The following is an 18,732-nucleotide window of genomic DNA, read 5'->3' as shown; positions in this document are numbered from 1 at the left end:
GGGGGAACAGTCTGCCGCACGGCGGAGCTCAGGCCGCGACGGGCTCCAGGAGCCACAGCCCGCCCGCGATCAGGCAGCTCGCGGTGAGCACGCCGAACACCAGCACCCACAACACCGCGGGCACCCCGGTCAGCCGGCCGAGCTGATCGGCGTCGGAGTCGCGGGCCGCACCACGGCGCCGCTTCACCTGCAGCTCGAACACCGGGCGGATCCCGCCGATGAGCAGGAACCACGTGAGCAGGTACACGAACGGAGCCTGCAGCCACGTCGGCGCCACCAGCGCGATCAGCCCCAGCACGACGGCGCTGGCCACCACCGCGAACACCCCGTAGGCGTTGCGCACCATGATCAGCACACCGAGCAGGAGCAACGCGATCAGCACGAGCACCAGCGTGGTCAGCTTCGCGCCCACGAGCGTCGCGAACAACAGCCCGAGCACCGAAGGGGCGATGTAGCCCGCCATCGCCGTGAAGGCCATGCCCGGCCCCTCCGGCTTGCCGCGCGACACCGTGACACCCGAGGTGTCCGAGTGCAGCTTGATGCTCCTCAGCCGCCGCCCCACCAGCACCGCCGCCAGCGCGTGCCCGGCCTCGTGCACGATCGTCACCACGTTGCGCGCGGGCCGCCACAGGCCGTTGACCAGCACCACGAGCAGCGCGAGACCACCGGCGACGAGCGTGATGGTGGACAACTCGCCGGACATGATCGACTCGGGCGCCGCGCCCAGCCCGGACGGCCTTTCGGACAGGACCGGGAGACCGGTGAACGGCACCGCCGAGAGAACGGACGAATTCACCCGCACACCTCACCACAGGCCGGATCTGGCCCGCGTGAGTCCCCTTCGCCCGCCCACCGGCCGGCTCCGGTAAGGCACCCCGCTACGCCATCCCACCTCCCTTCTCCTGCGCGCTGCGCAACAGGAAGGAAACCCAGCTGCGGAACGGCCGCCACGCCTCGGCGATCCCCGCCAGCTCGACGGGCCCGGCATCCGGCCGCCCGTACCGCTCCCGCATCACACCGGCCAGCCGTCCCTCGTGCACGGGGAAGACGTCCGGATGGCCGGCGCCGCGGACGAGGATCAGCTCGGCGGAGAACGGGCCGATGCCCGGCAGGGACCGCAGGCGGTCGAGTGCCGCCGCGACCGGCAGCGAGCGCAGGTCGTCCGCCTCGAGTTCGCCCTCCTCGGCGGCCCTGGCCACCTGGCACAACCGCGCCAGCTTGGTCTCCGGGACACCGGGAAAGCCGCGGAGCCGCGACAGCACCCCCGGTTCGGGGAAGGCCCACAGCTCGACACCGCCCACCAGCACGCGGTGCCCGTACTCCTCGCTCAGCCGTTGTCTGATCTTCGCCGCCTGGCTCGTCCGGAGCCGCTGCGTGAGCACCGCCCAGCAGGCCGCCTCGTACGGCGACGGGAACAGCACCGGGCGCAGGCCTGGACGCTCCCGCTGGAGCGCGCCCACCACCGGATCACGCTCACCGGCCAGCGCGAACCCGGTGGCGTCGACATCGAGGGACAGGATCCGCCGGACCTGCGCCCGCCCCCTCTCGGCGAGCCCCGCCGGACCGCACACCTCCACCTCGACCTCGCCCGGGGCTCGTTGCCGGATCACCGCACCGACCGGCGCGCCGGCACCGTCGACGGGGAAGGCCAGCCGGAGCACCCCGGACTCGCCCGCGGCATCGGGCCTGCCCGCCGGGGTGAAGCAGGCCAGGAAGCACGCCGAAGCCGTCAGATCGAACGGACCACGTACCGCGATCCGGCCGCTCGGCACCACTGCCGTCGTCATCTCATGCCCTCCTCGGGGGCTCGGGAACACCGTGCCGACGACGTTAGGAAGGGGCACCGACACTTTCCGGCCTCGAACACCCGCACGGCGCCATATTCACTCGATAGCGTTAAATTCACTCCCCTGGCCTGCGCATTCGAGATCTGACATACTCTCGGTATCTGAATTCGACCCGAGGAGGCCGCCGATGCCGACGAGCACGCGCGACCGGCTGGCCGCACTGCTGAGCACCGCGGCCCCCGCGTCCGGGACGGGGTTCGTCGACCTGCTCGGCGACTCCCCGCAGGCCGGACCACCCACCGGGGTCACCCAGCGGCTGATGCGTACCTCGCTGCTCCCCCGCGTCTACGAGCGGTACTGGCGCCCGGCACTCGGCTGCGTCTTCAAGGGCCCGTTCGGGCCGAGCATGGCGGGCGAGATCCGGCTGGCCACCGAACTGCTCGCGCTGCGGCCGGGACAGGTCGTGCTCGACGTCGCCTGCGGCACCGGCCGGTTCACCCGCGCGTTCGGCGCCGCGGTCGGCCCGGACGGCCTCGCGATCGGTCTCGACGGCGCGCGCCCGATGCTGGAGACGGCGGTCGCCGAACGCGGTCCGGACAACGTCGTCTACCTGCGCGCCGACGCCGTCGAGCCGCCCCTTCGCGAATCCACAGTGGACGCTGTCTGCTGTTTCGCCGCGCTCCACATGTTCGCCGAGCCGGAGAAGGCGCTCGACTCCTTCGCCAGGCTGCTCCGGCCCGGCGGCCGGATCGTGCTGCTCACCAGTGCGCAACGCGGCTGGCAACCGGCCCGCACCGTCGAGACCATCGGCGGGGTGTTCAGCGGGCAGCGGATGTTCGACCGCGGCGAGATCGCGGCCGCGTTGCGCGCCCGCGGCTTCACCTCGATCAGCGAACGGTACGCGGGCTTCACCCAGATCGTCGCGGGCGGCCTCCGCTCCGGACACCCGCACCCGGTGTTGTCGCGGGACACCCGCACCCGGGGGACCTCCCGCAGGACATAGCATCGGCGAATGAGCCACGCCGCGCCGATCCCGCCCGACGACAGCTACCTCCGCTCCCTCATCGAGGCCACCGCCGACGCGGTGGCGAACGCCGAACCGCTCGATTCCCCGCACACCGGTGCCGACGAGGCGAGCCGCGCCGCCGTCCGGTCCACGATCGACGCCGCCGCCACCGACCTCGTGGCACTCAGCCAGGACCTGCACGCCCACCCCGAAGAGGGCTTCGCCGAGCACCGGTCGGTCCGCGCGCTGGCGGATCTCCTGGCGAAACACGGGCACGAAGCCACCGTCGGGCTCGGCGGGCTGGACACCGCGCTGCGCGCGGGCACCGAGGGCGAGGGCCCGCACATCGCGGTGCTCGCCGAGTACGACGCGCTTCCCGGGCTCGGCCACGCCTGCGGGCACAACGTCATCTGCACCGCGGGCGCGGGTGGTTTCCTCGGGGCCGCCGCGGTCGCGGACCGGCTCGGCGGACGGGTCAGCCTGATCGGCACCCCCGCCGAGGAGGGCGGTGGCGGCAAGGAAACCCTGGCCCGTGCCGGGATCTTCGACGACGTCGACGCGGTGGTCATGCTGCACCCGTTCAGCCACGACATCGCGATGCACCCGTTCCTCGGCAGGCGGCAGCTGGAGATGGTGTTCCACGGCGTCGGCGCGCACGCCTCCGCGCAGCCGTTCATGGGCCGCAACGCGCTCGACGCCGCGGTCGCGGCCTACCAGGGTGTTTCGGCGCTGCGCCAGCAGTTGCCCGACAGCGACCGCGTGCACGGCGTGTTCTCCGACGGCGGCGCGCGGCCGAACGTGATCCCCGCCCGCGCGGCCGTGCTGTTCTACCTCCGCTCGGGCAGCCCGGCGACGCTGCGGGACCTCGCCTCCCGCATGACGGCGATCGCGCACGGCGCGGCGGAGATGACCGGCTGCGGCGTCGAACTGCACTGGGACTCCCAGCCCGCGTACCTGCCGATCCGGTTCAACACGACGCTGGCCGGGCGATGGTCGGTCAACCAGCGCGGCACCGGGCGGAAACCGCTGCCGCCGGGTGTCGTCCCCGAATCGCTCACCGGGTCCACCGATCTCGGGAACCTGTCCTACCGGATGCCGGCGATCCACCCGATGATCGCGGTGTCGGACGCGACGACCGCCTTGCACACCAAGGAGTTCGCCGCAGCGGCCGGGTCACCCACCGGGGACGCGGCGGTGCTGGACGGCGCGCTCGGGCTCGCGCTGACCGTCGCGGACTACCTCGGTGACGCGGCGCTGCGCGCGGCGGTGCACGAGGAGTTCGAGGCCGCCGGCGGCGCGCTGGACGTCCCGTCGTTCTTCGACTGAGGTCTCGTCCGTCCACAGAGGATTCCCGCTTGCTGAGAAACACCTGAGGTTTCTCAGCTGATTCTTCTCAGCAAAGCCGCAGGTGTTTCCACAGGCTGTTCACACGCACGCGGGCGAATCTGGACGCATGACCGAGAACGAGAGCCGGCCCGGCCCCGCCTCAACCGGTGGGCACCAGCCGCACCAGAACCCCCAGCCGTACCCGCACTACGGCTACCCGCAGGCCGCGCCGAACCCGCTCTTCACCCAGCAGCCGCCGACCCCGGCGCAGCCCAAAAAGGGCAGCCGGGTCGCGGCGCTGGTCGGCGCCACCGCGCTCGCCGCCGCCCTGCTCGGCGGCGCCGGTGGTGCCGCGGTCGTCGGCTTGACCTCGACCTCCGCCGCCTCCCCGACCACGTCCGCGTCGCCGACCGCGAACGGACAGCCGGTCGCGAACGTCACCGGGTCCGGTGACATCAGCGGCGTCGCGGCGAAGGTGACGCCGAGCGTGGTGCAGGTCAACGTCACCACGCAGCGGGGCGGCGCGATCGGCTCCGGTGTGGTCCTCACCGCGGACGGCCGGATCCTGACCAACGCGCACGTGGTCTCCGGCGCGGCGGGCCCGGTCACGATCACGACCTCGGACGGCAAGAAGTACCAGGCCGACGTGGGGGGCGCGGACACGAAGGCGGACATCGCGGTGCTGCAGGTCCGCAACGGCGGCGGGTTCACCCCGGCCGCGATCGGGGATTCGGGCACGCTCGCGGTCGGCCAGTCCGTGATCGCCATCGGCTCGCCCGGCGGCCTGCAGGGCACCGTCACCACCGGCATCATCAGCGCGCTGAACCGGAGCCTCTCCGACATCGGCGGGCAGGACCAGCAGCAGTCGCCGTACGGCCGGAACGCGCGCAACACGAGCGGTTCCGGTGACACCCCGAGCTACACCGCCATCCAGACCGACGCCTCGATCAACCAGGGCAACTCCGGCGGACCGCTGATCGACGGGCAGGGCAGGGTGATCGGCATCAACTCGGCGATCTACAGCCCGGTCGAGTCGTCGAACGGCGCGGCGGGCAGCGTCGGCATCGGGTTCGCCATCCCGATCAACGACGCGATGAAGATCGTGAACCAGATCGTCGGCTGACGGGAGCGGGATGGACCGCGGTCGGGGCGGCCCATCCCGGTTTTCCTCGCTCACGGGGTGCGAGGAACACGCTGAAGGCCCCTCAGGGATTCGGGACTCTGAGGGGCCTTCAGCCTTCGTACGTCAGCGTGAACGTGTGGTTGCCCTCGGCGTCCTGGGTGATCGTGGCGGTGCCGGTGATCCCGGTCAGGTCCCCGGTCCCGGAGCCGGGCAGGATCCGCAGGTCGAGGCCGTGATCACCGGCGGAGTGGTGTAGCACGAACGCCCCTTCGCGACCGTCGACGGCGCCCGCGAAGCGCTCGAAGGCCACGTACGCCCGCGAGGTCTCGTTCACCGCGGTGAGCATCTCGACGGTGCTGGTGCCTTCGACGTCCCCGGTGAACGTCTTGGCGATGACCACCCGCGCGAACCGGGTCCCCGCCGTCTCCTCCTCAGCCTGTGGCTCCCATTTGTCGAGGACGAAGGAGGCGGTGGCGGTGCTGGTCATGACGTCGATCCCGTCTGTCGTTCCGAAGTGGACCAGCACAGCCTGCCGCCCTTACCTGCCATCTTCTGTCAGGTTTTTCAGCGCCGCCGGTTGCCGAACAGCCCGCGCGTGATCTCCCGGCCCAGGGTGTTGGCGGCGGACCGCAGGAAGGACTTCACCGCCGGATTGCTCATCGTCTGCTCGATGAACCCCGGTTCGTCCTTCTTCGGCTCCGGCGCGGGAGGAGGCGGGGGCGCGTCCGGCGGCGCCTGTTCCTCGGCCGGCGGAGCCACCCTGGCCTGCAGAATCTCGTAGGCCGACTCGCGATCGATCGTCTCCGCGTACTTCCCGTGCAGGTCCGAGGTCTCGACCGCGGCGGCGACGGCCTCGGCGCCGATCGAGCCCATCTTCGACCGCGGCGGACGCAGGCGCGTCCAGGCCACCGGTGTCGGTGCGCCCCGCTCCGACAGCACCGTCACGATCGCCTCGCCGATCCCCAGCGAGGTCAGCGCCTTGTCCAGCTCGTAGTACTCGGTGTGCGGATAGGTCTTGACCGTCTTGGACAACGCCTTTTGATCGTCCGGGGTGAACGCCCGCAGCGCGTGCTGGATCCGCGCGCCCAGCTGAGAAAGGACGTTGTTCGGGATGTCCGTCGGCAACTGCGTGCAGAAGAACACACCGACCCCCTTCGAGCGGATCAGCTTCACCGTCTGCTCGATCCGTTCGAGGAACGCCTTCGACGCGCCGTTGAACAGCAGATGCGCCTCGTCGAAGAAGAACACGAGCTTCGGCTGGTCGAGATCGCCCTCCTCCGGCAGCACCTCGAACAACTCGGCCAGCAACCACATCAGGAACGTCGAGAACAAGGCGGGCTTCGACTGGAGATTGTCCAGCTCCAGCAACGTCACCACGCCTTTTCCGTCGGACTGGCGCATCAGATCGCGCACGTCCAGCTCCGGCTCGCCGAAGAAGTCCTCGCCGCCCTGAGCCTCCAGATTGGACAGCGCGCGCAGGATCACCCCCGCCGTCGCGGCCGACACCCCGCCGATGCCCTTGAGATCCGCCTTGCCCTCGTCGCTCGTGAGATGCGTGATCACCGCGCGCAGGTCCTTGGTGTCCAGCAGCGCCAGGCCCCGCTGATCCGCCCAGTGGAAGATCAGCCCCAGCGTCGACTCCTGCGTCTCGTTCAGGCCCAGCACCTTCGACAGCAGCACCGGCCCGAAACTCGTGATCGTCGCCCGGATCGGCGCGCCCTTCCCGCCCGTCCCCAGCGACAGAAACTGCACCGGGAACCCCGTCGGCGCCCAGTCGTCCCCCAGCTCCGCCGCGCGCTTCGTCAGCTTGTCGTTCGCCTCACCCGGCGCCGCCAGCCCCGACAGATCGCCCTTGACGTCCGCCAGCACCACCGGCACCCCGGCCGCCGAAAGCTGCTCCGAGACCAGCTGCAACGTCTTCGTCTTCCCGGTCCCGGTCGCACCCGCGACCAGGCCGTGCCGGTTCAACGTCGCCAACGGCAACCGCACCGCCGCGGCCGCCTCCGCCACTCCATCGATGACCACCGCGCCCAGCTCGACCGCGGCACCCTCACTCACATAGCCCTTCGCGATCTCGCTCGCGGGCCCCGACCCCTGCTCGACCACCGCAGCTCCCGACTGTGTCCGACACCACATCCAGATCCGATCGCGCAGAGCGTAACGCGCCGGACACGCACGTGAGCCAGCTCGGATCCCCGTGTCGGGTTAGGGTTATGCCGGTGAACGACCATCTAGTCTGGATCGACTGCGAGATGACGGGGCTCGACCTCGGCAAGGACGCGCTGATCGAAATCGCCGCACTCGTCACCGACGCCGACCTCAACGTCCTCGGCGAAGGCGTCGACATCGTCATCCACGCCGGAGAGGACAAACTCGACGGCATGCCCGAGATCGTCCGCGACATGCACGCGCACTCCGGGCTCACCGAGGAGGTCCGCCGCTCCACCGTCAGCCTCGCCGAGGCCGAACAGCGCGTCCTCGACTACATCCGCGAGCACGTCCCCGAGCCCGGCACCGCACCCCTCGCCGGCAACTCCATCGCCACCGACCGCGGCTTCATCTCCCGCGACATGCCCGCGCTCGACGCGCACCTGCACTACCGCATGGTCGACGTCTCCTCGGTCAAGGAACTCGTCCGGCGCTGGTACCCCCGCGTCTACTACGCCAAGCCCGAGAAGGGCCTCGCCCACCGCGCGCTGGCCGACATCAAGGAGTCCATCGGCGAGCTCGACTACTACCGCGCCGCCGCCTTCGTCGCCCAGCCCGGCCCCAGCACCGACCAGGCCAAGGCCATGGCCGCCGAAGTGCGGGAACGCCACCCCGGCTGACCCAGCCCACCCCCGGCGAAAACCCCGCGCGAGGGCAAGCTAAGATTGCTTTCGCCGGTTGATCGCAAGAGAAACCTCGGCAATGGTGGGCGTAGCTCAGCTGGTAGAGCACCTGGTTGTGGTCCAGGAGGTCGCGGGTTCGAAACCCGTCGCTCACCCCATTACCCCAGCCTGTTCGGGCGTTTACACGCCCTTCCAGGGCTGGGGTTTTGCCATTTCTTCTGGGGGTCAAACCCCCAGACCCCCAGCCGGGGAGGTCCCCGGACCCCCATCCCCGGTGGGGGCGTTTCGTGGCTTACTTGCGGTGGGGCCGTCCCGTGGGGGGCGTTTGTGGCTTGCTTGCGGTGGGGGCCATCCCTGGACTGGCTTGCGTTGAGGGCTGGTGGAGGCCCTTGGCAGGAAGCGCTTTCCCGCCAAGGGCTCCTGAGGGCTAGTTCGTGGTGGGGGTTTTCCATTGGTCCCAGGGGAGTTGCCAGTAGGACCAGCCGTCGGTGGGTTCCAGGGCCGGGCCGCCCGAGTTCTGGACGGTGATCAGGTCACCGGGGCGGGAGAGGTCCATCAGCCACTTCGTGTTCTCCGTCGACAGGTTCAGGCAGCCATGGCTCACGTTGCGCTTGCCCTGGTCACCCACCGACCACGGAGCCGAGTGATAGAAGATGCCGCTGTAGGACATGCGCACCGCGTACTGCACCCACGTCTTGTACCCGCCGGGACTGTTCGCCGGGACACCGTAGGTACCCGAGTCCATGGTGAAACCGACGTGCTCGCTCATCACCGTGTAGGTACCGGCCGGAGTCGTGTGCCCCGGCTTGCCCAGCGAGACCGGGACCGTCTTGACCTCCTTGTCGTTCACCGACACCGTCAGCTGATGCGTCTGGCCGTCCGCGACCGCGACCACCTTGTCCCCGACCTTCAGCCCCAGCCGCTTGTCCTCCTGGCCAAAGGTGCCCTTGCCGAGGTTCCTGCCGTAGATCGCGGCGTCCACCGTGACCTTCGTCCCGCTCTTCCAGTACTCCTTCGGCCGCCAGACCGCCTGCTTGTCCCCGAACCAGTGGAACGCGCCCTCCGTCGCCGGCTCCGCGGTGACCTTGATCGCCCGCTCCGCCGCAGCCCGGTCCGGCACGTTCCCGGTGAAGGTGAAGATCAGCGGCATCCCGACCCCGACCGTGTCCCCGTCCTGCGCGTTCACCGACACCGCGACCTGCCGGGCCGCCCTGGCCGTCGTGAACGACCGCTGCGAACTCACCGGCTTCCCGTCGGTCCCGGTGGCCGCCACCGCGAGCGTGTACTTCTTGCCGTACCCCAGCGGCTCCGCGGACTCCCAGCCCGACCCGTCCGGCTTGGCCCTGCCCTCGACCTGCCGCCCGTCGGCCCCGGTCAGCCTGACCTCGCCGACCTTGCCGTCCCGCACCGCGACCGTCACCGGTTCCCCCGGCGCGACCCCGTCCGCGCCATCCGCCGGCGTGACGTCGACCGAGGCGGGCTTCGGCGCCGGCACACTGCTCGGCGCCGCCGCCTTCGAGGCCACGGGCTCCCCCGCCGGCGCCGCGCTGCACGCCGCCGTGAGCCCGACCACCCCCGCCGCAACCAGTCCCAGCACTCGTCGCCGCACCATCACACCCCGCCCGTTTCGCCGCCGATGTCCCGCCACAGTCTGCCTGACCGGGCAGAACCCGGGGGCCAAGATCGGGTAACTCCTCGCAAGGGGACCCCCCTGAAAACCCCCTCCAGACCCGTGCTAATCTTTTCCACGTCGCCAAGGGAAACCGAAACGACGCGAAACACCAGGCGCCATTAGCTCAATTGGCAGAGCAGCTGGCTCTTAACCAGCGGGTTCGGGGTTCGAGTCCCTGATGGCGCACCCGCACACCCCAGGTTATCGGAAACGATAACCTGGGGTTTTGTGCTTTCCGGAAGCTGTCCCTCCGGTTGCGGACTGTCCATTGTGGCCGCTGGGGAGCCCGAGACTGCTGGCGGACTGCATTCCGCGCCGCGTCGGCGGCGACTTCCTGGAGCACGTTGGTGGGCGGTGTCCGTGCTGTGGTCAGCGTGTTGCGTGCACGGAGCGTTCGATGTCCGAGACGGGCATGGTCCGGCCGCCTGGTTCGAGGTATCGGCCGCGGAATTCCTGTGGTCCGGCTTGTTCGCGTTCGTGCCAGCCGTACTCGGCGAGGAACGCGCCGACGTGGTCGGGTGTCATGCCGAAGCGCCAGAGCTGTCGTTTCTCCACGAACTCGCGGTACGCGGCCTCGGCGCCGTAGGTGGCGGTGCCGTCGAGGAAGTCCTTGCGGACGTAGGTGAACACCAGGTGGCTGCCCGCGGGCGCGGTGGCGAGGACGTCGAAGGTACGGCGGACACCGTCCTCGGTGAGGTACTGGGTAACCGCCTCCCACACGAAGAAGGTCGTCCACCTGGCGATGTAGCCATGGAGCATGAGGGTGTCGGCGAGGTTCTCGGTTTCGAAGTCGACCGGCACCAGCGTCACGTTGCCGGGGACGTGGCCGAGCGCTTTGGTGAGGGCGGCGCGTTTGCGGTCGATGTTGGCGGGCAGGTCGACCTCGTAGACCGGGATCGCCGCGAGGGCGGGAAGGCGGTAGGCGCGGGTGTCGAAGCCCGCGCCGAGGATGACCACCGCCTCGATCCCACCGCCGTCGAGGGCGGTGAGGAGAGTGTCGTCGATGTAGCGTTTGCGACACAGCATGCTGGCCCACAGACCGGGGATCTTCTTCTCCGTCGCGGCGATCAGCGCCCGCCGGATCGGCCGGTACTTCGCCAACGTGACGGCGAGCCGCCCGCTGGCGGGCAGCAGGCGGCGAGCCCACTGGTCGTCGATGAGAGGACGGGCTTCGTGTTGGTCGGCGGCGACGATGACCATCGGCCCGAACGCGGTCCGGTCGGCTCCCCCGCTCATGATGTGCTCCTTCGCATGGACGATTTCGTCCTTTGTGGACGAACGCCGACCAGTCTTCCCGGCACACCACAGCCCATATTACGCGTTCAGCCGTCGTGTTCGGCTTCGGCGGCGACGTTGCGGATGCCGCGAGGACGACCGGAGCGCACCCACAGCCCGTAGAGCCCGGCGGCGATGAGCAGGGCGGCGGCGATGGAGATGATCGGGTCACCGCGGGTGAGGTTGACCGCGAGGGTGAACCCGACCGCGAGCGCGCCGACCACGTTGATGGCCAGGAACCCCATCCGGCGATCGCGCCAGGAGAACCGGGCCATCGCGACAAGCCCGGCCAGGAAGCTGACGAACACCGACGCGGCGTAGAACAACACCAGCTCCTGATCCCGTCCGCCCGCGGCGGCGGTGACCAACGCGGCCGCGGCGAGGAAAACCACGACGCCCCAGTACGGCGTGTGGTGGCTGTTGGTGCGGCCCAGCCAGGACGGCAGGATCCCGGTCGTGCTCCCGCCGGCGTGCCGGTGGCGAGCCAGTGCCTTGAACAGACCGGGTCCGGCCTGGAACGACGAACTGGCCGCCGACAGGAGCAGCAGGGCGGTGGTGAGCTGGAACGCGGCGAAGACCGGGGTGGCGGTGGCAGCGCGGGCGAGTTCGGCGATCTGGGTGGTGTCGGCGTGCGGGACGCCGACGCCGAGCCGGACGGCCTGGGCGGTCAGGCCGAGGGTGAGGGTGCCGACCACGCCGAGGGTCAGCCAGAGCGTGACCCGCCCGAACCGGCGGCGCCCGGGGTCGTCGAGCTGGCCGAGCTGGGCGATCGCCGAGGAGGGTGCTTCGATGCCGGTGGCCAGTGCCATCGCGACCGGGAACGCCAGTGCCACGGCGAGCACCGGGGCGTGCCCGGGATCGGCCGCGGTGCTCGTGGCCGGCTGCGGGGCGACGAAGAACGCCGATATCAGTACCGCGACGGTGAGCAGGATGAACGCCACGGTCATCACGGCGAACACGGTCCGGCCCAGATGCCCGAACCAGGTGCCGCCCGCGACCGCGGCGACGAGCAGGACGGCGATCAGGATCCGCCAGGGCGCCAGGGCGGGCACGAACGCGATGACCGCGGACGCGCCGGCCGCCGAGCTGATGGCGATGGTGAGGACGAAGTCGACGATGAGCGCGCCGATCGGCAGGAACGCGGCGGCTTCCCCGAACGCTTCCCCGGTCGCCGCGGCCGCGCCGCCGCCCTGTGGGTAGCGGGCCACCAGCTGGTGGTAGTTGACGATGACCAGCACCACGATCCCCACCACCAGCGCCATCGTCGGCAGCAGCAGCGCCAGGTCGCCGCGCAGCGCGCGCAGCGCCGCCTCGATCGCGTAGGCGACCGAGGACACCGGGTCGGCCATGACGGCGAAGGCGAACGCGAACAGCAACACCGGGCGGCTGTGCATCACCCCGGCCCTGCTGTGGGGCGGGGTCATCGTCCGCTCGCCTGGCGCCACCGGCGGTCACCTTCCTCGGGGTCGGCCGTCAGGTCCGCCGACCGCGTTCGACGGCGTTCTTGACGCGGCGTTAGCGCGTAAACGCCCGCCACTGTGACATTCCCGGCACGCCATCCGGTTTGCCCTCGATCGTTTTTTGCGGCATCTTTACGCGCGGAGCGCCGGGAAGTCTGGTCGGCACTTCGCCCTCGACCAGGGGGCGGAGTTCACGGCTGAAAGGGCTTCGCATGGCGCTGGTACTCGCTTTCGGCGTGGTACTGCTCATCAGTGTGTCGCTGTCCGGGCTGGCGGCGCGCACGGTGCTGTCGACCGCGTTGTTGTTCCTGCTCGCCGGGGCGGTGATCGGCCAGGGCGGGCTGGGGCTGGTGCGCATCTCACCGGGTGATCCGCTGGTGACGAGCCTGGCCGACGTCGCGTTGTTCACGGTGCTGTTCACCGACGGGCAGCGAGCGAGCCTGCCCGCCCTGCGCGAAGGCTGGAAGCTCTCGGGGCGGGCGCTGGGCCTGGGGATGCCGTTGACGATGATCGGCGTCGCGTTCCCCGCGCACTTCCTGGTCGGGCTGGACTGGCCGACCGCGCTGCTACTCGGGGCGATCCTGTCGCCGACCGACCCGGTGTTCGCCTCGGCCATCGTCGGCCGCGACGACGTGCCGCTGCGGCTGCGGCGGCTGCTCAACGTGGAATCCGGGCTCAACGACGGGCTGGCACTGCCGTTCGTGCTGATCTTCCTCGCCACCGCCGCGCACACCTCGACCGATCTGGGCCGGGTCGGGATCGAACTGGTCCTCGGGCTGGTGCTGGGGATCGCGATCCCGGTGGTGGTGACGCTGGCGTGGCGGCTGCGGATCCTCGCCGCCGAGCCCCGGCTGCAGGCACTGGGGCCGCTGGCGATCGCGGTGATGCTCTACGCGGCGTGCCACCTGACGCACGCCAACCCGTATCTGGCCGCGTTCGTGGCGGGCTCGGCCCTGGCCACGCTGGACCGGGTCGCCGCCGAGCGGTTCGAACCGCTCGGGGACCTGGCCTCGGAGGTCACGAAGTTCGCCGCGCTGCTGGTGTTCGGCACGCTGATCACCCCCGAGCGGCTCTCGCACCTGACCGTCGGGGGCTGGGCGCTCGCGGTGCTGGCGATCGTCCTCGTGCGGCCCGCGGCGATGCTGTTGTCGCTGCTGCGCACGCCGCTGTCACGGCGAGAACGGTCCGCGGCGGCGTGGTTCGGGCCGAAGGGTTTCGCCTCGGTGGTCTACGGGCTGCTGGCGCTGCAGTCCGGCATCCCCGACAGCGAACTGGTCTTCGACCTGGTCGCGGTGACGATCGCGTTGTCGATCGTGCTGCATTCCTCCACCGATGTGCCGGTGGCCAGGGCACTACGCCTCGAGCCACCGGACCACCTGCCCTGCGGCGCCTCCGGGCGTCAAGAACACGAGAGGAGTGCGACGTGATCCTCGGCGTACCGGCCGGTTCGGTCGTAGCCTGGCCGGGTGCATGCCGAACAGATGGCCGAGGAGTTCCCGGCCGTGGCGGTGGATTCCGACGCGCTGGACGCGGTGCGTCTGCTGGCCACCAACCGGCTCCCGGGGATCGTGGTGACCGAGCCGGACGGCTGCCCGCACGCGGTGCTGCCCGCCTCCCAGGTGGTCCGGTTCCTGGTCCCGCCCTACGTCCGGGACGACCCGTCGCTGGCCGGGGTGCTCGACGAGTCGATGGCCGACCGGATCGCGGACAAACTCGCCGGGAAGACGGTGCGGTCGCTGCTGCCGGACGAACCGGCGGAGCTGCCGAAGGTGGCCACCGACGACACGATCGTCGAGGTGGCCGCGGTGATGGCCCGGCTGCGGTGCCCGCTCGTGGCGGTGATGGACGGCAAAACCATCCGTGGTGTGATCACCGCGTCCCGGCTGCTGGAACTGGCGCTCGCCTCGCACTGACCCGCCCGCGCACACCGGGGGCACCGGCATGAGCGCGGCGATCGCCATCACCGTGTTCGCGGTGTCGTACGTGTTCATCGCGACCGAGAAGCTGCCCAAGATGGCCGTCGCACTGGCCGGCGCCGCGATCGTGCTCGCCGTGGGGGTGGTCGGGTCGGAGGACGCGTTCTACTCCCGCGACACCGGCGTCGACTGGGACGTGATCTTCCTGCTGCTCGGCATGATGATCATCGTCAGTGTGCTGCGCCGCACCGGCGTGTTCGAGTATCTCGCGATCTGGGCGGCCAAGCGCGCCAAAGGGTCCCCGCTGCGGATCATGATCCTGCTGGTGCTGATCACCGCGGTCGCCTCGGCGTTCCTGGACAACGTCACCACCGTGCTGTTGATCGCCCCGGTGACGATGCTGGTGTGCGACCGGCTCGACATCAAACCGGTCCCGTTCCTCATCGCCGAGGTGCTGGCCTCCAACATCGGCGGGGCGGCCACCCTGATCGGGGATCCGCCGAACATCGTCATCGGCAGCCGAGCCGGGTTGTCGTTCAACGACTTCCTGCTGAACATGGCCCCGATCGTGGCGATCGAGCTGGTCGTGTTCGCGCTGGTGCTGCCCTGGCTGTTCCGTGGTTCGTTCACCGTGGACCCGCGCCGGGTCGCCGACGTGATGGCGCTCAACGAACGGGAGGCCATCCAGGACTCCCGGCTGCTGATCAAGGCCGGGGCCGTACTGGCGGCGGTGCTGGTCGCGTTCGCCGGGCACTCGCTGTTGCAGGTCGAGCCCTCGGTCGTGGCGCTGCTCGGCGCCGGGGTGCTGGTGCTGCTCTCCCGGACGAAGCCCGAGCAGTACCTGGCCGGGGTGGAATGGGAGACGCTGCTGTTCTTCGCCGGGCTGTTCGTCATGATCGGCGCGCTGGTGAAGACCGGTGTCATCGGCGACCTCGCGAAACTGGCCGCCGACGCCACCGGCGGCAACGCCCTGCTCGCCGTCATGCTCATCCTCGGGGTGTCCGCGCTGCTGTCCGGGGTGATCGACAACATCCCGTACGTGGCGACGATGAGTCCGCTGGTGCTCGCGCTGGCCAACGACATCCCGGACCCCGGCCACTCGGAAGCGCTGTGGTGGTCCCTCGCGCTCGGTGCGGACTTCGGCGGCAACATGACCGCGGTCGGGGCCAGCGCCAACGTCGTCATGCTCGGCATCGCCGCCCGTTCCGGCACCCCCATCTCCTTCTGGGAATTCACCAAGAAGGGTGCCGTCGTCACCGTCATCACCGTGCTGGTCGCCGCGCCGTACCTCTGGCTGCGGTACTTCGTGTTCTCCTGAGCGGTGCATCATGGACAAGACCGCGCAGGCCGTACGAAGGGGTAGGGGCCTTGGCACAACTGGAGCTGCCGCTCGCCATCATCGCCGTGTTCACCCTCGCCGTCGTGCTCCTGCGTCTCGCGCACAGACGTCGACGGCCCTAGGCGTCTCGCGCCGGGATCCGGCCGGTTACCGGCGTATCCGGTTCTCGCGCCAGCGGTCGATGACGGCGGGCATTTCGCGCATCACGTGAGCGTAGAAGTCCTGCATGTCGGCCAGCCGTTCGCCCGCGCGGCTCTTCCTCCCCACGGCCTTGATGCCGGTTTCGGCGGCGTCCTGCATCTGCCCCACGACGGCGTTCTGCGTGGACATCAGGGTCGCCCAGCCCTCGTCGGGGAACCGGAAGTGCTCACGGCGGCTGCCCGGCGCGGGCACCTTCTCCACCAGCCCGACCGCCGACAACGACTTCAGCGCCGTCGAGATCGACCCGGGGCTGGCCTCGAGCAACTCGGCCAGCTCCCCCGCGGTGACGGTCTCCTGCTCGACGAACAGCAGCATCGCCAGCACCCGTGCCGTCATCCGCTGCAGTCCGTTGCCGATCAGCGCGAGCGCGAGCTGCTCGGCCGCGTCGGTGTTCGCGGTCACCGTCGTTGTCCTCCCGGATCGTGATCAGGTCCGAATCTACGGGAAGTTGCGAAACTTCCGACATCAGGCTCCCCGTTCGGTCATCCGGCGTCCCGGGTGAAGCGGCGGACCAGGGGCCAGCACACCAGGGCGTGGTAGGCGAGGCCTCCGAGGAGACAGGGCCACCAGGTCTCGCCCGCGCTCGCCGCCAGGAACGCCTGCGCGGGCCAGTACGTCGGCAACACCCCGAACACGATCTGCCAGTCGCTGTCCACAAAGGACGGCAGCAGCGGGAGCCCGGCGACCACGATGCCCAGGGCGCGGATCGCGGCGAGTCCTTCGACCTTGTTCTTGGCCACCGCGAGGATGACCAGCGCGATCACCACGGCGGAGCATCCGGTCAGCAGCCCGATCGGGATCAGCGCCGGCAGCAGACGCGCGGGGAACAGGCCGCTGGCGGCGATCGTGCCGAGCACGTACACCGTGGTCAGTACGACCGCGATCGCCGCGCGGTAGGCCAGGTAGCCACCCAGCGGGGCCGGGGTGACCCGCACCGCGACGAGCGTGCGGGCGTCGCGCTCGTCGAGCACCAGCAGCGCGGTGACACCGCCGACGATGATCGCGCTGGTCAGCAGCAGGAACCCGACCAGGATCAGCGGGTGGTACGGGACGAGGTCGAAGCCGTGGCGCTCGGCGAGCATCCGGGTGACCGGCGGGGTGCCGAAGCGGACCACGGCGATCCACACCAGCGGCGCGACGAACATCCCGGCCAGCAGGGTGTCGCGGCCGACGCCGCGCAGGTCGTTGCGGCCGAGCGCGGCGAACACGCGGGTCACCATCATTGTCCTCCGGTCTTGACCACGAGGTAACGGTCGAACAAACGGCGGGCCAGCACCCACATGCCCGCCGCGAACAGCACCGGATAGGCGATGCCGTACGCGTACTGCCAGGCCGTGAGTGTCTTCTGCCCGAACGCCGCGCCGAGGAACAGCAGGGGCCCGTGGGTGGGCACCAGGTACAGCCACGGAGTGGTCCACACGCCCGAGTACGCGAGGATCGGGAGGTTGAACACCGCGACCGGGACGACGGCGGGCATGAACCAGTCACTGACCGAGGTGAACGGCAGCGCGGTCAGGAACCCCAGCAGCAGCATCAGCACCGTGCCCAGCGACGCGCCGAGCAACACCAGCCCGAGGTGGTAGTCCACGCCATGGGTCACGGTGGCCACGAACACGGCCAGCAGCACCGACAACCCGGTCAGCGTGAGCACCTTCGAGGCCAGGTACTCACCGAATCGCAGCGGGCTCGCCACGACGGCGTCGAGGGTGCGTTCCCCCTTCTCGAAGAACACCGCCCCGGCCACGAAGAAGAAACCCACGATCATCAGGTCGCCGAGGATCACGTACGGCTCGGCCACCGACCGCAGCCGGCCGGGCATCGGCAGCAACAGCGCCAGCCACAGCAGGCCGGAGAAGACCGCGGCGTGCAGGAACCGGTAGCGGCGTTGCAAGGTGACTTCCAGCCGCAGCGCGACCGCGAGGCGGCTCATGTCAGGCTCCGGCCGGTGCTCTCGACGAACACATCGTCCAAAGTGGCTTCCTTGCTGTGCATGCTCGCCACCCGCTCGGTCCGCACCAGGCGAAGGAACGCGGCGTTGTCGGCCAGCCCGTCGAGCGGAAAGTCCTTGCCCAGCAGCGCTTCCGCCCCATCACGGTATTCGACCCTGACCTCACGCAGGCTGCGTGCGAGTTTCAGTTCCTTCGGCGAGTCCAGCGCGGCGATGCGGCCGTCAACCACGAACGCGACCCGGTCGCACAACTGGTCGGCGGTGGCCATGTCGTGGGTGGTCAGGAAGACCGTCGTGCCGCGAGCTCGCTCCGCGAGCACGATGTCGCGGACCTTGGCGGCGTTGACCGGGTCCAGGCCCGAGGTCGGCTCGTCCAGGAACAGCAGATCCGGCTCGTGCAGCAGGGCGCGGGCGAACACCAGGCGCATCTGCATGCCCTTGGAGAACTTCCCGACCCGTGTCTCGGCGTCGTCGGCGAGCCCGACGAGATCGAGCAGTTCCCGCAGATCCCGGGTCGGCCGGTCGTAGAGCGCGGCGAAGAACTCCAGGTTCTCCCGCGCGGTCAGCTTCTGGTAGTGGTTCGGCAGCTCGAACGACACCCCGACCCGCTGGTAGTAGTCCTGTCCCCAGGCCACCGGCTCCTTGCCCCAGACCGAGACCGAGCCGCCGTGCCCGGTCAGCAGGCCGATCAGGATCTTCTGCGTCGTCGACTTTCCCGCGCCGCTCGGACCGAGGAACCCGAAGATCTCTCCGCGCCCGACCGAGAAGTCCATCCCCCGCACCGCGGGCTCGGCGGCGCCGGGGTAGGTGAAAGTGAGATCACGCACCTCAAGCACTGTCATGACGAC

At 70.1% G+C, this 18,732-nt stretch carries 18 protein-coding genes and 2 tRNA genes; 9 read left to right on the top strand and 11 right to left on the bottom strand.

All coding sequences use genetic code 11. The features are described from left to right. Window positions 1–28 precede the first annotated feature (28 nt). Both ABD987_RS42260 and ABD987_RS42255 read right to left on the bottom strand, forming a co-directional pair. Window positions 29–703 (bottom strand): M50 family metallopeptidase, encoded by a 675-nt coding sequence (locus ABD987_RS42260; protein WP_345408276.1) that lies wholly within the window; start codon window positions 701–703, stop codon window positions 29–31. Between the two features lie 175 nt (window positions 704–878). Then, window positions 879–1,787 carry a DNA-3-methyladenine glycosylase family protein gene (locus ABD987_RS42255; protein WP_345408223.1) on the bottom strand — a complete coding sequence of 303 codons (909 nt, stop codon included), beginning with the start codon at window positions 1,785–1,787 and terminating at the stop codon, window positions 879–881. 187 nt (window positions 1,788–1,974) lie between these two features. Between ABD987_RS42255 and ABD987_RS42250 the strand changes: the two genes are divergently transcribed. The 3 genes from ABD987_RS42250 to ABD987_RS42240 all read left to right on the top strand — a co-directional run bounded on the left by ABD987_RS42250 (window position 1,975) and on the right by ABD987_RS42240 (window position 5,242). Beyond that, a complete protein-coding gene (locus tag ABD987_RS42250; RefSeq protein WP_345408221.1) occupies window positions 1,975–2,790 on the top strand; it encodes a class I SAM-dependent methyltransferase in 816 nt (271 codons plus the stop codon). 9 nt (window positions 2,791–2,799) lie between these two features. Continuing rightward, complete coding sequence (locus ABD987_RS42245; RefSeq protein ID WP_345408219.1) at window positions 2,800–4,119, top strand: M20 family metallopeptidase; 1,320 nt, start codon at window positions 2,800–2,802, stop codon at window positions 4,117–4,119. A gap of 127 nt (window positions 4,120–4,246) precedes the next feature. Then, window positions 4,247–5,242 carry a S1C family serine protease gene (locus tag ABD987_RS42240; protein ID WP_345408217.1) on the top strand — a complete coding sequence of 332 codons (996 nt, stop codon included), beginning with the start codon at window positions 4,247–4,249 and terminating at the stop codon, window positions 5,240–5,242. 109 nt (window positions 5,243–5,351) lie between these two features. Here ABD987_RS42240 and ABD987_RS42235 read toward each other — a convergent pair whose 3' ends face one another. Beyond that, complete coding sequence (locus ABD987_RS42235) at window positions 5,352–5,729, bottom strand: DUF3224 domain-containing protein (protein WP_345408215.1); 378 nt, start codon at window positions 5,727–5,729, stop codon at window positions 5,352–5,354. Window positions 5,730–5,806: 77 nt separating this feature from the next. Continuing rightward, window positions 5,807–7,348, bottom strand: coding sequence for a helicase HerA-like domain-containing protein (locus ABD987_RS42230; RefSeq protein WP_345408213.1), 1,542 nt, complete (start codon window positions 7,346–7,348; stop codon window positions 5,807–5,809). Between the two features lie 113 nt (window positions 7,349–7,461). Here ABD987_RS42230 and orn point away from each other — a divergent pair, with 113 nt between their 5' ends. Continuing rightward, a complete protein-coding gene (gene orn, locus ABD987_RS42225) occupies window positions 7,462–8,070 on the top strand; it encodes an oligoribonuclease (RefSeq protein ID WP_345408211.1) in 609 nt (202 codons plus the stop codon). Between the two features lie 85 nt (window positions 8,071–8,155). Then, window positions 8,156–8,231: transfer RNA gene (locus tag ABD987_RS42220), tRNA-His, on the top strand. A 269-nt stretch (window positions 8,232–8,500) separates the two neighbouring features. On the opposite strand, the gene ABD987_RS42215 is transcribed toward ABD987_RS42220, so the two are convergent. Continuing rightward, complete coding sequence (locus tag ABD987_RS42215) at window positions 8,501–9,685, bottom strand: L,D-transpeptidase (protein WP_345408209.1); 1,185 nt, start codon at window positions 9,683–9,685, stop codon at window positions 8,501–8,503. Window positions 9,686–9,858: 173 nt separating this feature from the next. Between ABD987_RS42215 and ABD987_RS42210 the strand changes: the two genes are divergently transcribed. Further along, window positions 9,859–9,931 (top strand) — tRNA-Lys (locus tag ABD987_RS42210). Window positions 9,932–10,114: 183 nt separating this feature from the next. Here the strand turns inward: ABD987_RS42210 and ABD987_RS42205 are convergent. After that, a complete protein-coding gene (locus ABD987_RS42205) occupies window positions 10,115–10,981 on the bottom strand; it encodes an SAM-dependent methyltransferase (RefSeq protein ID WP_345408207.1) in 867 nt (288 codons plus the stop codon). 86 nt (window positions 10,982–11,067) lie between these two features. Continuing rightward, entirely contained in the window at window positions 11,068–12,444 is a 1,377-nt protein-coding gene (locus ABD987_RS42200) for an APC family permease (protein WP_345408205.1), read from the bottom strand. Window positions 12,445–12,692: 248 nt separating this feature from the next. On the opposite strand from ABD987_RS42200, the gene ABD987_RS42195 reads away from it, so the two are divergent. Genes ABD987_RS42195 through ABD987_RS42185 form a run of 3 tightly spaced genes read left to right on the top strand, consistent with a single transcriptional unit; the run spans window position 12,693 to window position 15,714 of the window. Continuing rightward, window positions 12,693–13,907, top strand: coding sequence for a cation:proton antiporter (locus tag ABD987_RS42195; RefSeq protein ID WP_345408203.1), 1,215 nt, complete (start codon window positions 12,693–12,695; stop codon window positions 13,905–13,907). A gap of 39 nt (window positions 13,908–13,946) precedes the next feature. Continuing rightward, on the top strand, window positions 13,947–14,393 hold the full coding sequence (locus ABD987_RS42190) for a CBS domain-containing protein (protein ID WP_345408201.1): 447 nt from the start codon (window positions 13,947–13,949) through the stop codon (window positions 14,391–14,393). A 28-nt stretch (window positions 14,394–14,421) separates the two neighbouring features. Further along, window positions 14,422–15,714: an ArsB/NhaD family transporter gene (locus ABD987_RS42185; protein ID WP_345408199.1), complete on the top strand. Its 1,293-nt coding sequence runs from the start codon at window positions 14,422–14,424 to the stop codon at window positions 15,712–15,714. Between the two features lie 168 nt (window positions 15,715–15,882). Here the strand turns inward: ABD987_RS42185 and ABD987_RS42180 are convergent, their stop codons facing one another. The 4 genes from ABD987_RS42180 to ABD987_RS42165 all read right to left on the bottom strand — a co-directional run bounded on the left by ABD987_RS42180 (window position 15,883) and on the right by ABD987_RS42165 (window position 18,726). Next, window positions 15,883–16,338, bottom strand: a complete 456-nt coding sequence (locus ABD987_RS42180) for a GbsR/MarR family transcriptional regulator (protein WP_345408197.1) — start codon at window positions 16,336–16,338, stop codon at window positions 15,883–15,885. Window positions 16,339–16,418: 80 nt separating this feature from the next. Beyond that, complete coding sequence (locus ABD987_RS42175) at window positions 16,419–17,153, bottom strand: ABC transporter permease (RefSeq protein WP_345408195.1); 735 nt, start codon at window positions 17,151–17,153, stop codon at window positions 16,419–16,421. Between the two features lie 2 nt (window positions 17,154–17,155). After that, on the bottom strand, window positions 17,156–17,866 hold the full coding sequence (locus ABD987_RS42170; protein WP_345408193.1) for a fluoroquinolone export ABC transporter permease subunit: 711 nt from the start codon (window positions 17,864–17,866) through the stop codon (window positions 17,156–17,158). Continuing rightward, window positions 17,863–18,726: an ABC transporter ATP-binding protein gene (locus ABD987_RS42165; RefSeq protein ID WP_345408191.1), complete on the bottom strand. Its 864-nt coding sequence runs from the start codon at window positions 18,724–18,726 to the stop codon at window positions 17,863–17,865. The genes ABD987_RS42170 and ABD987_RS42165 overlap by 4 nt, the downstream gene beginning before the upstream one ends. Between the last annotated feature and the right edge of the window lie 6 nt (window positions 18,727–18,732).

This window comes from Amycolatopsis samaneae, assembly GCF_039541975.1.
Lineage (GTDB): Bacteria > Actinomycetota > Actinomycetes > Mycobacteriales > Pseudonocardiaceae > Amycolatopsis > Amycolatopsis samaneae.
Note: the sequence above shows the minus strand (reverse complement) of the source record. Positions and strands in the feature narration are given on the sequence as shown.